Below are 14,732 nucleotides of genomic sequence, written 5' to 3' on the forward strand. Positions count from 1 at the left end.
TTCTTTGTTACACTATAGTTGATTACATAGGAGAGGGGCCGTCTTCATGTCATTTACCTTTGAAATGTTAGAAGATAAAGTAGAATTTTTTGAAGCGGGAGACTTAGCTTCTTTAGAACGTAAAATCAGTGAACAAATCGATAATAATAAAGCACTTATGCTTGAAGTTCATCACATCTCGCATCAAATGGTTATGGATCCTGAAAGTAAAAGACCATATTATAGCGCGGTTGTTCATTTTAAATTAAAGAAATTACGCTAACTAAAAAAGAGAAGCTCCTAAGGAGCTTCTCTTTTTTAGTTTAGAGTTTGAACAAGTACTGGTTTCCAGCCTTCATTGTCTACCCAATCAATATTTACATAATATCTTTTACCTGTTTGTTTATCTTGTACGTTACCGTAAGCTTTATTCTTACCGTTATTTCCGATTCGATGAATAATTAATTGCTCTACTGGAACGTCAATTGCAGCTGAAATCGCTTGATTCATCTCATTCCAATCTGCTGTACCTTTTTTAAACGTCATCGCAGGTGTTGCACCTTGCTCTGTGCCTACTGGCTTCCAAGAAGGTTTCGTATAAGCGTCAGTTGCCTTTGGCTGTGTTTTTTCAGCTGGTACTTTCTCGTTAGCTTTTGCTTCTTCTTCAGCTTTTTTCTGTTCTTCTTCAGCCTTTAGCTTCTCTTCTTCTTCTTTCTTCTTAGCCTCTGTTTTCTCTTGTTCATTCTTCTTCGTCTCTTCTTTGCCTTTAGCTTTCTCAGACTTATTCTCTTTCGTTGTTTGCTGAGCTACCTTTTTATCGCTAGAAGACGCTTGCTCTTTCGTGTCAGGAACAAACAATTGATATGCTACAATAGCTACTGCTACTAGTACAATAGCGATTGCAATATTTAAAACACCGTTTTGACGACGTTTTTGTTGTTTCTGTTGGAATCTAGATCCTCCTGCCATTCTTCAAACCTCCATGCAGTTTTTCATACTTGCTATTGTAACATTAAATCTAGAAAGGTTGAACATTTACAATAATATTTTCATGAAATGAAAACATTTTACTATGAATTGCAAGATTACTTTTCATTCTCTAATCGATAGATTGATTCTACGATTGCTTTAAAAATAGGTGTAACTGCATTTACATTGCTACTCGTTTCTATATCCACGACAACTAAAGCATATCTTGGATTTTCATATGGAAAATAACCTGCAAACCAACGATTCTCTTTCGTTCCTTTTCCTGTTTGTGCTGTCCCAGATTTTCCAGCGACACTTAGTGGTAACGACTTGAATGCTGCTCCTGTGCCTTTCTCCGTTGTTACAACGCTCCTTAATAACTGTTGTAATGTTTTCACTGTTTCATATGAAAGCTGTTTCCCACCTAATGTATGGTCTTCAAATGTATAAAAATCCGTTCCATTTTTGTACATTATTTTTTCAACAGCTTTCACTTCCATCTTTTCTCCACCTCTAGCAATCGTCGCCATCATATTTGCAATCGCTAGAGGTGACATACGTACATCTTTCTGTCCAATTGCTGTTTGCGCTACCGCTTTTTTACTATTCTTATTTCCTTCACTCTCCCAAATCGTAACACTTTTCTCCTCTGGCATTTGCTCAAAATGAGTTGTATGAAATACAGAACCTCTCCATCCAACCTTCTCAGCGCCTCCTAAAGCCTCTACATAAGTTTCTAACACCATCTTATCCTTTTGTATTAGCTCATTTCCTAACTCTGAAAATGTCCTGTTACAGCTTCTAGCAAAGCTCTCTTTAAAACTAAGTGTCCCCATCCTAACTTGTGGGTGATCTTCACCATATAAATCTTTATTACAATTAAATACGCGATTAAAAACATTTTCATTTTGATCAATCGCTGCGGCCGCAATTATTGTTTTAAAAACAGAACCGGGAAAGTGTGGTGTTAACATTTGATTTTCAAGTGTAGTTTTATATAAACTCTCATCTTTCACCTGTACAGATGGTTTGCTAACCATTGCTAAAATTTCATTTTTCTTTACATCAAGTAGCACTACTCCTCCCTTCTTAATTTCACTTGCTTCAACTACTTCTTCTGCTTTTTTCTGTAACTCGTTATGTAAAGTAGTTTGAATCGTCACTGGATAAAACGGATTTCCAGGCGATGTATATTTCGCTTGTTTTCCAAAAATCGGTTCTCCTTGCCGGTCCACTTGATACAATACTTTTGCCTCTCCATCGGTCAAAAGAAATTCATCAAATGATTGCTGCAATCCTGAAATGCCAATCGGTGTTTGTTTTGAAATTTTTCTAACTTCTCCGTATCGTTTTTGAAATTCTCGTTCATTCTCACCCACATCACCAATTAAATGATTCACCACGCTAGTTTGCCGCAAACGAACTTCAGCTGCTACAATGCCTAATACATTTAATTGATTCACCTTCTCCATCTGCTCTCGTTCCAAGCGAAGTGGTTCATTTCCTCTTTGCAGGATAAATGCACTTTTCTTATGTTTCATTTGACTTTCAATCTCTTGTCTCGACATACCAATGATATGCGCAATTTTCTCCAACATGTTATTTTTTAATTGTAGAAATGGAAAAACAATTAAAACAGGATACTTTTTCTCACCTATCTCCTTACCATTACGATCTATAAAATGGCCGCGTCCATCATCTACCGTAATGGATTGCGTCCGTTGTGTAACACTTTTTTCAATTAAGTTAATCTTACGATCCGTAAATGATTCCGTATCGATAATTTGTATTTGAATTAAACGACAAAGTAACATAAACATGACACATATAAAACAAATTAAAACAATTGTAATTCTCCGTTTTATTTCCATAAAAAAACACCTCGTCTAGTATAGTTTGGACGGAGTGTTTCATCTTTTATACAAATAAAAAAATCACTCGCTTTTACACGAGTGATTTTTAATTATTTTACAGAGATAATCTCTACTTGCATTTCTCCACCTGGAGTTTGGATTGCTACCTTCTCGCCAATTTGCTTACCTAATAAGCTTTTTGCGATTGGAGAATCGTTAGAAATTCTTCCTTCAAATGGATCTGCTTCTGCGCTACCTACGATTGTGTAAGCTTCTTCATCTCCATCTGGTAGTTCTTTAAATGTTACTGTTTTACCTAATGTAACAACTGTAGATTCTTCACCGTTATCTGTGATGATAACTGCGTTACGAATCATGTTTTCTAATTGTGTAATACGTCCTTCTACGAACGCTTGCTCATCTTTCGCTGCATCATACTCAGAGTTCTCAGAAAGATCTCCGAAGCTACGTGCAATCTTAATGCGCTCTACAACTTCTTTACGTTTTACCGTTTTTAAATCCTCAAGTTCATTCTCTAGCTTTTGCTTACCCTCTTGCGTCATAGGGTATGTTTTTTCTGTTGCCATATTTTCCACTCCTTTTATATACCAATCCCCCGAAAAAAAGAGGAGTTCCATATGAAAACTCCCCCGCTTATATGTAAAGCGGAGGTTTCTAGCACGCCTGTACTAGCGGAGTTGTCACATACAACCCCGTATTCCCAATTCTTCTTTATATAAAGAAGATATGTATGGAAAGTTGATATAAATATGCCCTCACCTATATATAGATGAGGTTGCATGTTTCATTGTATTCGATAGGAAGGGAAAAAATCCCTTCCTACCGTATATCTTTTACTATGCTATTACAAATTTACTTTTTGTTCAAGAATTGTTGCAATTTTTGTAACCATAATATCAATTGCAACGTGGTTTTGTCCACCTTCAGGGATAATAATATCCGCAAATTTCTTAGAAGGCTCAATAAATTGATTGTGCATTGGACGTACAACATTTACATATTGATCAATAACTGAATCCATCGTACGACCACGTTCTTTAATATCACGTTGCATGCGGCGCAGGATACGAAGGTCAGCATCTGTATCAACGAATAACTTAATGTCCATTAACTCACAAAGACGTGGGTCTTCTAAAATAAGAATTCCTTCTAAAATGATTACATCTTTCGGCTCAACTGGAATAATTTCATCTGAACGCGTATGCAATGTATAGTCATATACAGGTTTCTCTACTTGTTTATATGCAAGCAACTGCTGCAAATGTTCAATTAACAAATCATTATCAAACGCTAATGGATGATCATAATTTGTTTTTAAACGCTCTTCCATTGGTAAATGGCTTTGATCTTTGTAATAATAATCTTGCTCTAAGATTAAAATGGAATGACCTTTAAAATGGTCAAAAATCGCTTTCGTTACACTTGTCTTACCTGACCCTGAACCACCAGCAATTCCAATTACAACAGGCTTATTCGTCCCCATTCGACTATCACTCTTTCTTATTGAAGTATGCTTTTGCGCATCATATTATTCACATACACTGGTTGATCCACTTTGAATTTCACGATCTGCAACGGATGTCTCGCTGCATCTAATTCGTTTCCATCCTCATCCCAAATTTTCTCCACCGTCTGCGTAAAGTTTTCTATTTCTGGTCCAAAGAACTCCACTTCATGTCCTGGTTTGAAATGATTACGTTGCTCAATCGTTACGATGCCCGTTTCTTCATTATAATCTAACACTAAACCAGCGAAATCATACGTTGTTTTCTTACTATGATTTCCAAACATTTGCTCTTGATGTCCTGGAACCCCTTCAAAGAATGCAGGAGCTGTATCACGATTTGCACATTTATCAAGCTCATCTAACCATTCTTGTTTAAACTCAAAGTTATCAGGATCCGCACAATATGCATCAATTACTTTACGATATACTGTCGCTACAGTAGCTACGTAATGGATTGATTTCATACGTCCTTCAACTTTTAAGCTATCAATTCCAATTTCAATCATTTTCGGAATTGATAAAATTAAATTTAAGTCTTTTGGACTCATTGCAAAGTGAGCATCTTCTTCTTGGAATAGAGGAAGCTCTTTTGCATCTTTATGTTGTGATACTGTTTGAACTAAATCATAGTCCCAGCGACAAGATTGACAACAACCACCACGGTTAGAGTCACGCGCTGTCATATGGTTACTTAGCGTACATCTTCCTGAATATGCGATACACATTGCACCATGGACGAATGCTTCAATTTCAATATCCACTTTTTCTTTAATCTCTTTCATTTCTTCATAGCTTGCTTCACGAGCTAATACAAGACGATGTAAACCTTCTTCTTTCCAATACTGTGCTGCTTTCCAGTTGGATAGTGATTGCTGTGTGCTTAAATGCACCTCAACAGAAGGCGCTACACGTTTACAAGTCTCAATGATAAGCGGATCAGCAACGATAATTCCCGTTACGCCAGCTTTTTCAATCCCTTTTAAATATTCCTCTAGCCCGTCCATATTTTCATTATGTGCAAAGATATTTGTTGTTACATATATTTTTGCTCCATATTTCTTTGCAAATTCCACACCTTCTGCCATTTCTTCCAGTGTAAAGTTACCTGCATTCGAACGAAGACCAAATTCTTGTCCACCTAAATATACAGCATCTGCCCCGTAATGGATAGCTACTTTTAATTTTTCTAAGTTACCCGCAGGGATTAACAGTTCAGGTTTCTTCACAATAACGCGTTTGCCATCGATCACTCGTGAAATTTCTTGTACAGTCATTTCCTACACCCTCCTCGTTTAGTAAACCGTCTCTTTAAAGAAGAATCCTGTATCTAACGGACGATTCACCGGTTGCATTTCTTCTATCTCTTTATATAAGTCGTCTTTCACGTCGTAATACGCATCACGATCTTCTACACATAAATCAATTGCTTTACGATATTTCTTCGTTACCTCAATAATGTATGCAGAGCTTTTTAGTACACCATCAACTTTTAAGCTATCAATTTCAGCATCAATTAGCTCTTCTAACTCATCGATGAAACAAATATCATTTGGACTCATAATGTGAGTACCATTTTCATCTTCATAAATTGGATATTTATTGTTACGCTCTGGGTCATATAAGAACATATTCTCTTCATATTTTTTCTTTTCGATGTCAAGATGACGTCCTTGATACTCAAAGTAGTTTCCTACTAACGAACGCTTCGACTGGAACATACAAGTCATACCGTGAATTTGCACTTCAAGTTCCACTTCAGCATTTTCTTTTAATTCAACAATTTCATCTAAGCTAAGCTCGCGAGCTAATACAGCACGTTTTGCTCCTCTTTGTCCCCAGTAGTTACAAGTAAACCAGTTTGTTGCTGTTGTTTCTGTATTCCAGTGCAATTGCATATTTGGCGCTACTTCGCGAACCGCCATTAATACTGCTGGATCTCCGAAAACAATTGCATCTACATGTACTTCGTTTAAAAATGCAACATAGTCTGTTAATTCTTCTACTTTATCGTTGTGGAACATAGCGTTCATTGCTACGTATACTTTTACACCATTTTCATGTGCAATCTTCACAGCTTGTTTCACATCTTCACGTGAAAATTCCCCTGCTAAACGTAAACCAAACTTTTGCTCACCGATCATTACCGCATCTGCTCCTGCTTTCGCAAGAGGTTCGATATCCGCCACTGCTTTTGGTGTTACTAACAATTCTGGTTTCTTCATACCTTGGTCACCCTTTCTTTTTACTAACAGCTACTCCATCACCAATTGGGAAAATCGTTGTATCATATCCTTCATGGTTCATAAGCCATTCATTGTACGTCTTAATACGACGGATTAAACCACGTGTACGTCTGTTTTCAATTTTCTCTTTCGTCGTTACAAGGCCATGGTACATAACATTATCTGAAATAATTACGCCACCAGGACTTAATAACGGTTCATATAAGTCAAAAAAGCGACGATATTGTCCTTTTGCTGCGTCAATAAAAATAACGTCAAATGTTCCATGTTCTTCTACTTGCTCGCCTGTTTCTAACGCATCACCGTAAATAACGGAAATACGTTCTTTAACTGGTGAACGTTCTATATATTCAAGTGCTTTTTCATATCGATCGCGATTGCGCTCAACTGTCACAATGCGAGAATTTGGAATAGCTTGCATCATACGAATACTAGAATAGCCAATTGCTGTACCTAGCTCTAAAATGCTCTTCGGTCCAATTAAACGTAAAAATTGCAACATAAATTCCATTCCAAGTCGATCCATAATTGGCACATGATTTTCTTTCGCATAGTCTTCCATTTCAAGAATTAATTTATCTTTCGGATCAATAAATGATAATAGGTACTCGTTAACTGCATCCTCCATAATGGTCCTCCTTATTTACATGGAGAAGTGCCTCTATGACGTCTTTTCACACATAGAATGCAATAAAAATACAAGCCAGCTTTATCCTTAGCTTGTACGTCCCGTTTTGATATTAAAAACGATTCTTCTGCCAGTTTTTAACCCGATATATTTTACCACAAAAAAGAGGGATGTGCGACCTTTTTCGCTATCCCTCCCCATTTCACTGCTTTTTCGTAATATATTTTTGCTTTAGTGCATTATGCTCTTCCAATGTTTTCGCATAGTACACTTCACCAGTTGGTGCAGCTAAGAAATAATAATAATCTGTTTGCGCAGGCTCTAGCGCTGCTTCCACTGAATGTTTACCAGAGTTTGCAATCGGGCCCACCGGCAATCCTTTCACAACGTACGTATTGTACGGTGAGTTTATCTTTAAATCTTCGTATAATACACGTTGTTTATGCTTTCCAAGTGCATATAATACCGTTGGATCCGTTTGAAGCGGCATACCTTTTGCTAAACGATTATAAAAGACACTAGAGATCTTTTGACGATCTGTAAAGCCTGTTGCCTCTTCTTCAATAAGTGAAGACAATGTTAAAAGCTGATGCACATCCCAGTTTTTCGATTTCATTTTTGCTTCGTTTTGAACAATGATTGCATTCGTTTTCTCAAGCATTTGGATAACAATTTCTTCTAAAGTTGTATCTTTTTTATAGAAAGAGTACGTCGCAGGATATAAATAACCTTCTAATGGATATTTAATATTGCTATCAAAGATTTTATCCGTTAACAGCTTGGGATACTTTTGCTGCATTTTTTGAATAAATGCTTTATCGTTTAATTGACGTACAACATCATCTTTATTCCACTTTAATTCGTTTGCAACCGTTTCTGCAATTTCAGTTACTTGTGCCCCTTCTTTTACCGTCACTTTATAAAGAGCTGGACGATGTACATTACCAGATGACATTTGCTCAATAACATCTTTTGCACTCATTGAAGGATTTAATAAATATGTACCCGCTTGTAAATTTTTAGATTTAGCCTTTGTATAAAAACTAAAAACTGTACCGTTTTTCACAGCACCTTTTTCTTCTAAAATCTCACCAATTTTACTAGTAGATGATCCCTTTGGAATTTCTACTTCAATCTCTTTTTTATTCCCGCTATCAACCGGTCCTAATGCGGATGAAATATACGCATAGACTGAACCACAAACTAAAAGCAGTGCAATTATCGAGAATAAAAAAATGCGTCTACGCTTCTTTTTCACTTGATTCTCTACCAAAACTCTTCCTCCTTATTCAATTGTAGGCCATATGTACATCTTTCTATACAAAACGATGAAAAATCACAATAAACTTACCTATCATTTTGACAGATACTTTATTTTTCTACAATCCGTCTCATTATACTACAAAGGATTACGCAGTTTCGACAAAAAATCTTTCATTTTACATATAAAAAAAGGTGGACTATATATCGTCCACCTTTTCAGTACTTATTATTCAGCTTCTTGCTCATCAGCTAGAGTGTTGAACATTTCTTGTACCATTTCCCACTCTTCTTCAGATTCGATTGGAAGTAAAGTTCCGCCCTCTTCTTCATTTTGCTCATAAGCCATTGCATCGTAAATTTGGTCTCCATCTTCGTCTACTTCACCGATTGGAGAGAAGACTACGTATGATTTTTTGCCAAATTTTTCAGCGTCAAAAGTGAAAATAATTTCACATAAATGTTCGTTACCTTTTTCGTCTACAATTGTAATTTGATTTTCTTCCATTTTGGTCACCTCTTATTTACTATCTAAAAATCCTTGTAAGATTACGACTGCAGCCATCTTATCAATTACTTGCTTTCGCTTCTTACGGCTTACATCGGCTGAAATGAGTAGACGTTCCGCTGCCATCGTTGACAAACGCTCGTCCCACATTACAACGTCTAATTGTAACAGCTCTCGTAGGTTTTCTGCAAATTGTTGGCACGCTTCACCACGCGGGCCAATTGTACCATTCATATTTTTAGGTAAACCTACTACTATCTTGTCCACATCATACTGCTTTACTAACTCAGAAATACGATCAAAACCAAAGTGACCTCGTTCTTCGTTAATCTTAATTGTTTCTAACCCTTGTGCTGTCCAGCCCATTTCGTCGCTAATTGCAACTCCGACTGTTTTTGTACCTACATCTAAACCTAATATCCGCATAAACTACTCCTCACGATGATGTTTCAAGTAAGACTTCACAAGCTCTTCAATTAATTCATCACGTTCAAGCTTGCGAATGATGCTACGTGCATCTTTATGGCGAGGTATGTATGCTGGGTCTCCACTTAATAAATAACCGACGATTTGGTTAATCGGATTATAGCCTTTTTCTTGAAGTGCATCATACACAGTTAAAAGTACATCATTTACATGGACACTCTGTTTTTCATCTTGAATGCTAAACTTCATTGTTTTATCAAAACCGTCCATTTCAAGCACCTCACTTATATAGTAAGTATAGGGAGAAGAACTTCTCCTCTCCCTACCATTGTACACTACTATCTCTTTATTTTGAAACAGATTTAACGTACTCTTGTACAAATGCTAAAGCTTCCTCAACTTGCGCTGGGTTTTTACCGCCCGCTTGTGCCATATCAGGACGGCCACCACCGCCACCGCCACAACGAGAAGCTACTTCTTTCACAAGTTTACCAGCATGGTAACCTTGGCTAATTAAATCTTTCGTTACGCCAGCTAAGATGTTTACTTTGTCATCATTTACAGACGCTAATACGACAACCGCAGATTCTAATTTATTTTTCAGATCATCCATCATCGTACGTAAGTTATTCATATCTGCAACATTTACTTTCGCTGCTAATACGTTCACGCCATCAACTGTCATTACAGAATCCGTTAAGTTTCCAGCTTCGATATTGCTTAATTTCGCAGCAAGAGATTCATTTTCTTTTTGCAATTGTTTCACTTCAGCAAATAGACCATCAACTCTTGTTAAAATGTCTTTTGGATTTGTTTTCATTTTTCCAGCTGCTTCTTTTAATAAACCTACTTGATCGTTCATTAATTCATAAGCAGACTTACCAGTTACTGCTTCAATACGACGAGTTCCTGCACCGATACCAGACTCAGCAACGATTTTGAAAATACCGATAGAAGCTGTATTATCAACGTGACAACCACCACAAAGCTCTAAGCTATAATCGCCAACTTGTACAACGCGTACAACATCACCGTATTTTTCACCGAATAATGCCATTGCGCCCATTTCTTTCGCTTCTTCAATTGCTTTTTGAGAAATCTCAACATCAATACTTTCCCAAATTTTCTCGTTTACGATACGCTCAATTTTTTCTAATTCGTCAGCTTGTACTTGACCAAAGTGAGAGAAGTCAAAGCGTAGACGTTCAGAAGTTACAAGAGAACCTGCTTGGTTAACGTGTGTTCCAAGTACGTCTTTTAATGCTTGGTGTAGTAAGTGAGTTGCTGTATGGTTCTTCACAACGCTACTACGGTTTTTCGTATCGATAATAGCTTTTACAGCCGCATCTTTCGTTAATGTACCTTCTTCAACTACAACTTTGTGCAAGTTTTGGCCGTTTGGTGCTTTTTGTACGTCTTTTACAAGAACTTTCACGCCATCAGCAAGAAGATAACCACGGTCTGCAATTTGTCCACCGCTCTCAGCATAGAATGGTGTTACATCAAGCATTAATTGTCCTTCTTCACCAACTTGTAAGCTGTCTGTGTATTCACCGTTTTTCACAAGTGCAACAACATTACTTTCTGTTGCAACTGTACCGTAACCAACGAACTCGCTCGCTACTTTCACTTCTCCAAGGACACCGCCTTGAACTTGCATAGAATCAACATCTTGACGAGCAGCACGTGCGCGCTCACGTTGTTTTTCCATTTCATTTTCAAAACCTTCATGATCAACAGTCATACCAGCTTCTTCGGCATATTCTTCTGTTAATTCAATTGGGAAACCGTATGTGTCATATAGACGGAACGCATCTACTCCAGAAATAACCGTTGTTTTTTCTTCTTTAGCTTTTGCGATAACTTCAGCTAAAATTGCTTCACCATCATGAAGTGTTTCGTGGAAACGCTCTTCTTCATTTTTCACAACTTTTGCAATGAAATCTTTCTTTTCAAGTACTTCTGGATAGAAGTCTTTCATTACTTCTCCAACAACCGGTACTAATTCAAACATGAATGGACGGTTGATGTTTAATTTCTTCGAATAACGAACCGCACGACGTAATAAACGACGTAATACATAACCACGGCCTTCGTTAGATGGAAGAGCACCGTCACCAACAGCGAATGTTACTGTACGGATATGGTCAGCAATTACTTTAAACGCCATATCTTTTTCTAAGTCACCATTACGATATTTCTCACCAGAGATTGTTTCTGTTGCACCAATCATTGGCATGAATAAGTCTGTGTCAAAGTTTGTAGGCACATCTTGAACGATAGATGTCATACGCTCTAGACCCATCCCTGTATCGATGTTTTTCTTAGGAAGTGGTGTATATGAACCGTCTGGATTATGGTTAAATTGAGAGAATACAAGGTTCCATACTTCTAAGTAACGCTCATTTTCTCCGCCTGGATATAATTCTGGGTCACTAAAGTCATTACCGTAAGCTTCTCCGCGGTCATAGAAAATCTCTGTATTCGGTCCACTTGGTCCTTCACCGATATCCCAGAAGTTTTCTTCTAAGCGGATGATGCGCTCTTTTGGAACGCCCATTTTCTCATTCCAAATTGTGAATGCTTCTTCATCTTCTGGATGGATTGTAACTGATAGTAATTCTTTATCGAATCCGATCCATTTGTCGCTCGTTAAAAATTCCCAAGCCCAAGTAATTGCTTCTTCTTTGAAGTAATCACCGATTGAGAAGTTTCCTAACATTTCAAAGAATGTATGGTGACGAGCTGTTTTCCCTACGTTTTCAATATCGTTTGTACGAATTGATTTTTGAGCATTTGTAATACGTGGATTTTGCGGGATTACACGTCCATCAAAATATTTTTTTAATGTTGCTACACCACTGTTAATCCATAGAAGAGATGGATCTTCATGTGGAACTAGTGATGCACTAGGTTCTACTGCATGTCCTTTTTCTTGGAAAAAGTCTAAAAACATTTGACGAATTTGTGCGCCTGTTAGTTGTTTCATTGTATTTTCCTCCTTAAATATAAAAAACTCCCGCCCCTATAAAAGGGACGAGAGTTAACTCGCGATACCACCCTAATTATGAATTGATTGCTATATGAATCAATTCATCACCTCATGGTGCCGTAACGTGGCAAGACGGCAGTGATTAGCTGCTCTCAGGATTAGCTTTCTGTTACCCTTCATTTAAAGCTTCTTTCAGCCATATGGAAGCTTCTCTCTATAAATGGACTGTAACGTACTTGTTCCGTCATTGATTTAATGTATTATATGACTAAATATAATAGAATTCTCTTAAGTTTGTCAATCTAGATAATCATTTATATTATATCAATTACTTATTAATCATAGCTATTCTACTATTCATTCTTAACAGCCTTTTCATATATTATGCATGTATTAATAAATTGTACTACTCCCACGCACTTTTCTGAATATTTTATTTTTGTTATAATTAAATTATTAATAATAAAGGAGCGATTATAATGACAACCTTATTGAACAAAGCTAAAAATATGTTAACGACTGATGAAACAATATTGTTTTACGTAGCCTGTTCACTAGACATATTTATTTATCGTTCCGTCGCAAGGCCAGGATTGCTAATTTTAACAGACAAACGGCTCTTCTTTTATGGACCAGATGTAAGTAAGAACCCTTTATTTGAAGAGTACGCTTTCGCAAAAATTTCAAATTTAAAAGAACAAAAGCGGCTTTTCAGCAATCAAATTGTATTTATGTATGATAATGAATGGAAAAAAATAAAACATATTCAAACAAATGATGTAAGCTCTCTCGTTCAAAAAATAAACGAGCAACTCTCTAAATAATGATAGCCCTCTACTTTTATAAGGAGAGGGCCTTCCTATTACACATCTTCTTTTTTCCAAAGGGGCCTTACATGAACGATCACTGTGCGAATGACCGCTAAAACAGGAACTGATATTAATAACCCTACAATTCCTGCCACTTCTCCCCCAACTAGTAGTGCAAGCATAATAATGACAGGATGCATGCGAAGCGACTTACCAACGATGTAAGGGGATAAAATGTTACTTTCTACGAATTGCAAAATAGCAATCGTAATCCCCGCTTTAATGAGTAAACTTGTTGATACCGTTGCTGCAATCATCAACGCTGGAATCGCTCCTAAAATAGGGCCAAAGTATGGGATTATATCTGTTATCCCGATGATGATGCCAAGTAATAATGGATATTTCATACCGATAAACCAAAAAGAAAGAACCGATACTCCCCCTAATACTAAACAAACGAATAACTGTCCTCGAATATAACTTCCAAGTGACTTATCAATTTCTTTCGCCAGCATTTGCCCCGTACTACGCCACTTACTCGGAACTAGTTTCCAAAAGATATGATAAAACTCGCCGTAATCTTTTAATATGTAAAATACAATGAACGGAATTAAGAAAATAATGAGTAACGAATCTAGTACACCACGAGCTGTGCTCATCACTTTATTTAAAAGTGCTTGTATCTTCGTCTCTACTCCGACAAAAATTTGTTTCACCTTTTCATGAATAAATGACGGGAAATTCGCTGTTTGTTCTGTAACACCATCCATCCAAGAATCATACATTTTTGTAAACTGCGGGAATTGTTCATTGATTTCTTGTAATTGCTTAATCACAACCGGCGTTCCTTTATAAATTCCATAACCAATCCCGCCAAAGAAAAGGATGTAAATAAGCAAAATAGCGAGTGTACGCGGCATCCCTTCCTTATGAATTTTTTCAATTAAAGGATGCAATAAATACGCAATGAAACATGCAATAAGAAACGGTGTAATGGCCACTTTACATACAAAAATAATCGGTGCCCATAGCGGCTTAATTTTTAAAAAGACGAGCAAACAAAGAAAAACAAGTAACAATAACCCTAAACGATATATCCAAATGATTTTAAGATTCTTCACACGAAAAACCTCCTCCACCTTTATTGTGAAAATAAATAGGGTAGGTTATGTGCAAAAGTTTTAAAATCTTTTTGTGCAGACCATACTGTTTTGTAAAGACGCACATATATATACATAACAAGGACAACCACCCCTGAGAACGCGGCATGAAACAATATAATCAGGAGGGCTCATAATGGTTTTATTTATGCTCATATTATCTGCACTTTTTATGATTCTTGAATGGATTTGTATCGGGTTTGGTATTTGGAAAGGCTTCTTTGTTCGTTCCTCACGAAAAGAAAGGGCGAAGCAATTATTTCATTACGGCATGCTTGGCGTTGGATGTTACGGCCTATCTTATCTCTTCTCTGAAATTGGACTTTTATATTTGCATACAAGTGCATAAAAAAACTCCCTTATCATGAAGGGAGTTT

General features: G+C 36.9%; 16 protein-coding genes and 1 other annotated feature. Of the genes, 3 read left to right on the top strand and 13 right to left on the bottom strand.

Annotated features, from left to right (window positions below):
• The first annotated feature begins 46 nt into the window (after window positions 1–46).
• Window positions 47–262, top strand: a complete 216-nt coding sequence (locus ACTFR9_RS14295) for a YrzA family protein (protein WP_000010984.1) — start codon at window positions 47–49, stop codon at window positions 260–262.
• Window positions 263–297: 35 nt separating this feature from the next.
• Here ACTFR9_RS14295 and ACTFR9_RS14300 read toward each other — a convergent pair whose 3' ends face one another.
• The 12 genes from ACTFR9_RS14300 to alaS all read right to left on the bottom strand — a co-directional run bounded on the left by ACTFR9_RS14300 (window position 298) and on the right by alaS (window position 12,383).
• Complete coding sequence (locus ACTFR9_RS14300; protein ID WP_000897107.1) at window positions 298–948, bottom strand: YrrS family protein; 651 nt, start codon at window positions 946–948, stop codon at window positions 298–300.
• Between the two features lie 116 nt (window positions 949–1,064).
• Window positions 1,065–2,819, bottom strand: a complete 1,755-nt coding sequence (locus ACTFR9_RS14305; protein ID WP_000403943.1) for a peptidoglycan D,D-transpeptidase FtsI family protein — start codon at window positions 2,817–2,819, stop codon at window positions 1,065–1,067.
• A gap of 92 nt (window positions 2,820–2,911) precedes the next feature.
• Window positions 2,912–3,388 (bottom strand): transcription elongation factor GreA, encoded by a 477-nt coding sequence (greA, locus tag ACTFR9_RS14310; RefSeq protein WP_000179963.1) that lies wholly within the window; start codon window positions 3,386–3,388, stop codon window positions 2,912–2,914.
• A 278-nt stretch (window positions 3,389–3,666) separates the two neighbouring features.
• Window positions 3,667–4,305, bottom strand: coding sequence for a uridine kinase (udk, locus tag ACTFR9_RS14315; RefSeq protein ID WP_000537087.1), 639 nt, complete (start codon window positions 4,303–4,305; stop codon window positions 3,667–3,669).
• A 17-nt stretch (window positions 4,306–4,322) separates the two neighbouring features.
• Complete coding sequence (locus tag ACTFR9_RS14320; protein ID WP_000217969.1) at window positions 4,323–5,603, bottom strand: peptidase U32 family protein; 1,281 nt, start codon at window positions 5,601–5,603, stop codon at window positions 4,323–4,325.
• Window positions 5,604–5,621: 18 nt separating this feature from the next.
• The gene (locus tag ACTFR9_RS14325; protein WP_000742781.1) at window positions 5,622–6,551 is read right to left on the bottom strand and encodes a peptidase U32 family protein; all 930 of its coding nucleotides are present in this window, start codon (window positions 6,549–6,551) and stop codon (window positions 5,622–5,624) included.
• Window positions 6,552–6,558: 7 nt separating this feature from the next.
• Complete coding sequence (locus ACTFR9_RS14330; protein WP_229136243.1) at window positions 6,559–7,200, bottom strand: O-methyltransferase; 642 nt, start codon at window positions 7,198–7,200, stop codon at window positions 6,559–6,561.
• A 202-nt stretch (window positions 7,201–7,402) separates the two neighbouring features.
• Window positions 7,403–8,473 (bottom strand): endolytic transglycosylase MltG, encoded by a 1,071-nt coding sequence (gene mltG, locus ACTFR9_RS14335; RefSeq protein ID WP_229136244.1) that lies wholly within the window; start codon window positions 8,471–8,473, stop codon window positions 7,403–7,405.
• A gap of 216 nt (window positions 8,474–8,689) precedes the next feature.
• Window positions 8,690–8,968 (bottom strand): DUF1292 domain-containing protein, encoded by a 279-nt coding sequence (locus ACTFR9_RS14340; protein ID WP_000392247.1) that lies wholly within the window; start codon window positions 8,966–8,968, stop codon window positions 8,690–8,692.
• A 12-nt stretch (window positions 8,969–8,980) separates the two neighbouring features.
• The gene (gene ruvX / locus ACTFR9_RS14345) at window positions 8,981–9,394 is read right to left on the bottom strand and encodes a Holliday junction resolvase RuvX (RefSeq protein ID WP_001221191.1); all 414 of its coding nucleotides are present in this window, start codon (window positions 9,392–9,394) and stop codon (window positions 8,981–8,983) included.
• A 3-nt stretch (window positions 9,395–9,397) separates the two neighbouring features.
• A complete protein-coding gene (locus tag ACTFR9_RS14350; RefSeq protein ID WP_000348590.1) occupies window positions 9,398–9,664 on the bottom strand; it encodes an IreB family regulatory phosphoprotein in 267 nt (88 codons plus the stop codon).
• Between the two features lie 76 nt (window positions 9,665–9,740).
• On the bottom strand, window positions 9,741–12,383 hold the full coding sequence (gene alaS, locus ACTFR9_RS14355) for an alanine--tRNA ligase (protein ID WP_000811836.1): 2,643 nt from the start codon (window positions 12,381–12,383) through the stop codon (window positions 9,741–9,743).
• A 40-nt stretch (window positions 12,384–12,423) separates the two neighbouring features.
• Window positions 12,424–12,643: a binding site (T-box leader), on the bottom strand.
• Between the two features lie 222 nt (window positions 12,644–12,865).
• Here alaS and ACTFR9_RS14360 point away from each other — a divergent pair.
• Complete coding sequence (locus ACTFR9_RS14360) at window positions 12,866–13,210, top strand: PH domain-containing protein (RefSeq protein ID WP_000209473.1); 345 nt, start codon at window positions 12,866–12,868, stop codon at window positions 13,208–13,210.
• Between the two features lie 38 nt (window positions 13,211–13,248).
• On the opposite strand, the gene ACTFR9_RS14365 is transcribed toward ACTFR9_RS14360, so the two are convergent.
• On the bottom strand, window positions 13,249–14,316 hold the full coding sequence (locus ACTFR9_RS14365; protein ID WP_000793118.1) for an AI-2E family transporter: 1,068 nt from the start codon (window positions 14,314–14,316) through the stop codon (window positions 13,249–13,251).
• Window positions 14,317–14,491: 175 nt separating this feature from the next.
• Here ACTFR9_RS14365 and ACTFR9_RS14370 point away from each other — a divergent pair, with 175 nt between their 5' ends.
• Complete coding sequence (locus tag ACTFR9_RS14370) at window positions 14,492–14,704, top strand: hypothetical protein (RefSeq protein ID WP_000242548.1); 213 nt, start codon at window positions 14,492–14,494, stop codon at window positions 14,702–14,704.
• Window positions 14,705–14,732 lie beyond the last annotated feature (28 nt).

The organism is Bacillus cereus group sp. MYBK222-1, assembly GCF_051916425.1.
GTDB lineage: Bacteria > Bacillota > Bacilli > Bacillales > Bacillaceae_G > Bacillus_A > Bacillus_A paranthracis.

What these genes read in the sequence shown, in the direction of transcription:
- ACTFR9_RS14295 (WP_000010984.1), top strand. Translation starts at nt 47, where the DNA reads ATGTCATTTACCTTTGAAATGTTAGAAGATAAAGTAGAATTTTTTGAA.
- ACTFR9_RS14300 (WP_000897107.1), bottom strand. Translation starts at nt 948, where the DNA reads ATGGCAGGAGGATCTAGATTCCAACAGAAACAACAAAAACGTCGTCAA.
- ACTFR9_RS14305 (WP_000403943.1), bottom strand. Translation starts at nt 2,819, where the DNA reads ATGGAAATAAAACGGAGAATTACAATTGTTTTAATTTGTTTTATATGT.
- greA (WP_000179963.1), bottom strand. Translation starts at nt 3,388, where the DNA reads ATGGCAACAGAAAAAACATACCCTATGACGCAAGAGGGTAAGCAAAAG.
- udk (WP_000537087.1), bottom strand. Translation starts at nt 4,305, where the DNA reads ATGGGGACGAATAAGCCTGTTGTAATTGGAATTGCTGGTGGTTCAGGG.
- ACTFR9_RS14320 (WP_000217969.1), bottom strand. Translation starts at nt 5,603, where the DNA reads ATGACTGTACAAGAAATTTCACGAGTGATCGATGGCAAACGCGTTATT.
- ACTFR9_RS14325 (WP_000742781.1), bottom strand. Translation starts at nt 6,551, where the DNA reads ATGAAGAAACCAGAATTGTTAGTAACACCAAAAGCAGTGGCGGATATC.
- ACTFR9_RS14330 (WP_229136243.1), bottom strand. Translation starts at nt 7,200, where the DNA reads ATGGAGGATGCAGTTAACGAGTACCTATTATCATTTATTGATCCGAAA.
- ACTFR9_RS14340 (WP_000392247.1), bottom strand. Translation starts at nt 8,968, where the DNA reads ATGGAAGAAAATCAAATTACAATTGTAGACGAAAAAGGTAACGAACAT.
- ruvX (WP_001221191.1), bottom strand. Translation starts at nt 9,394, where the DNA reads ATGCGGATATTAGGTTTAGATGTAGGTACAAAAACAGTCGGAGTTGCA.
- ACTFR9_RS14350 (WP_000348590.1), bottom strand. Translation starts at nt 9,664, where the DNA reads ATGGACGGTTTTGATAAAACAATGAAGTTTAGCATTCAAGATGAAAAA.
- alaS (WP_000811836.1), bottom strand. Translation starts at nt 12,383, where the DNA reads ATGAAACAACTAACAGGCGCACAAATTCGTCAAATGTTTTTAGACTTT.
- ACTFR9_RS14360 (WP_000209473.1), top strand. Translation starts at nt 12,866, where the DNA reads ATGACAACCTTATTGAACAAAGCTAAAAATATGTTAACGACTGATGAA.
- ACTFR9_RS14370 (WP_000242548.1), top strand. Translation starts at nt 14,492, where the DNA reads ATGGTTTTATTTATGCTCATATTATCTGCACTTTTTATGATTCTTGAA.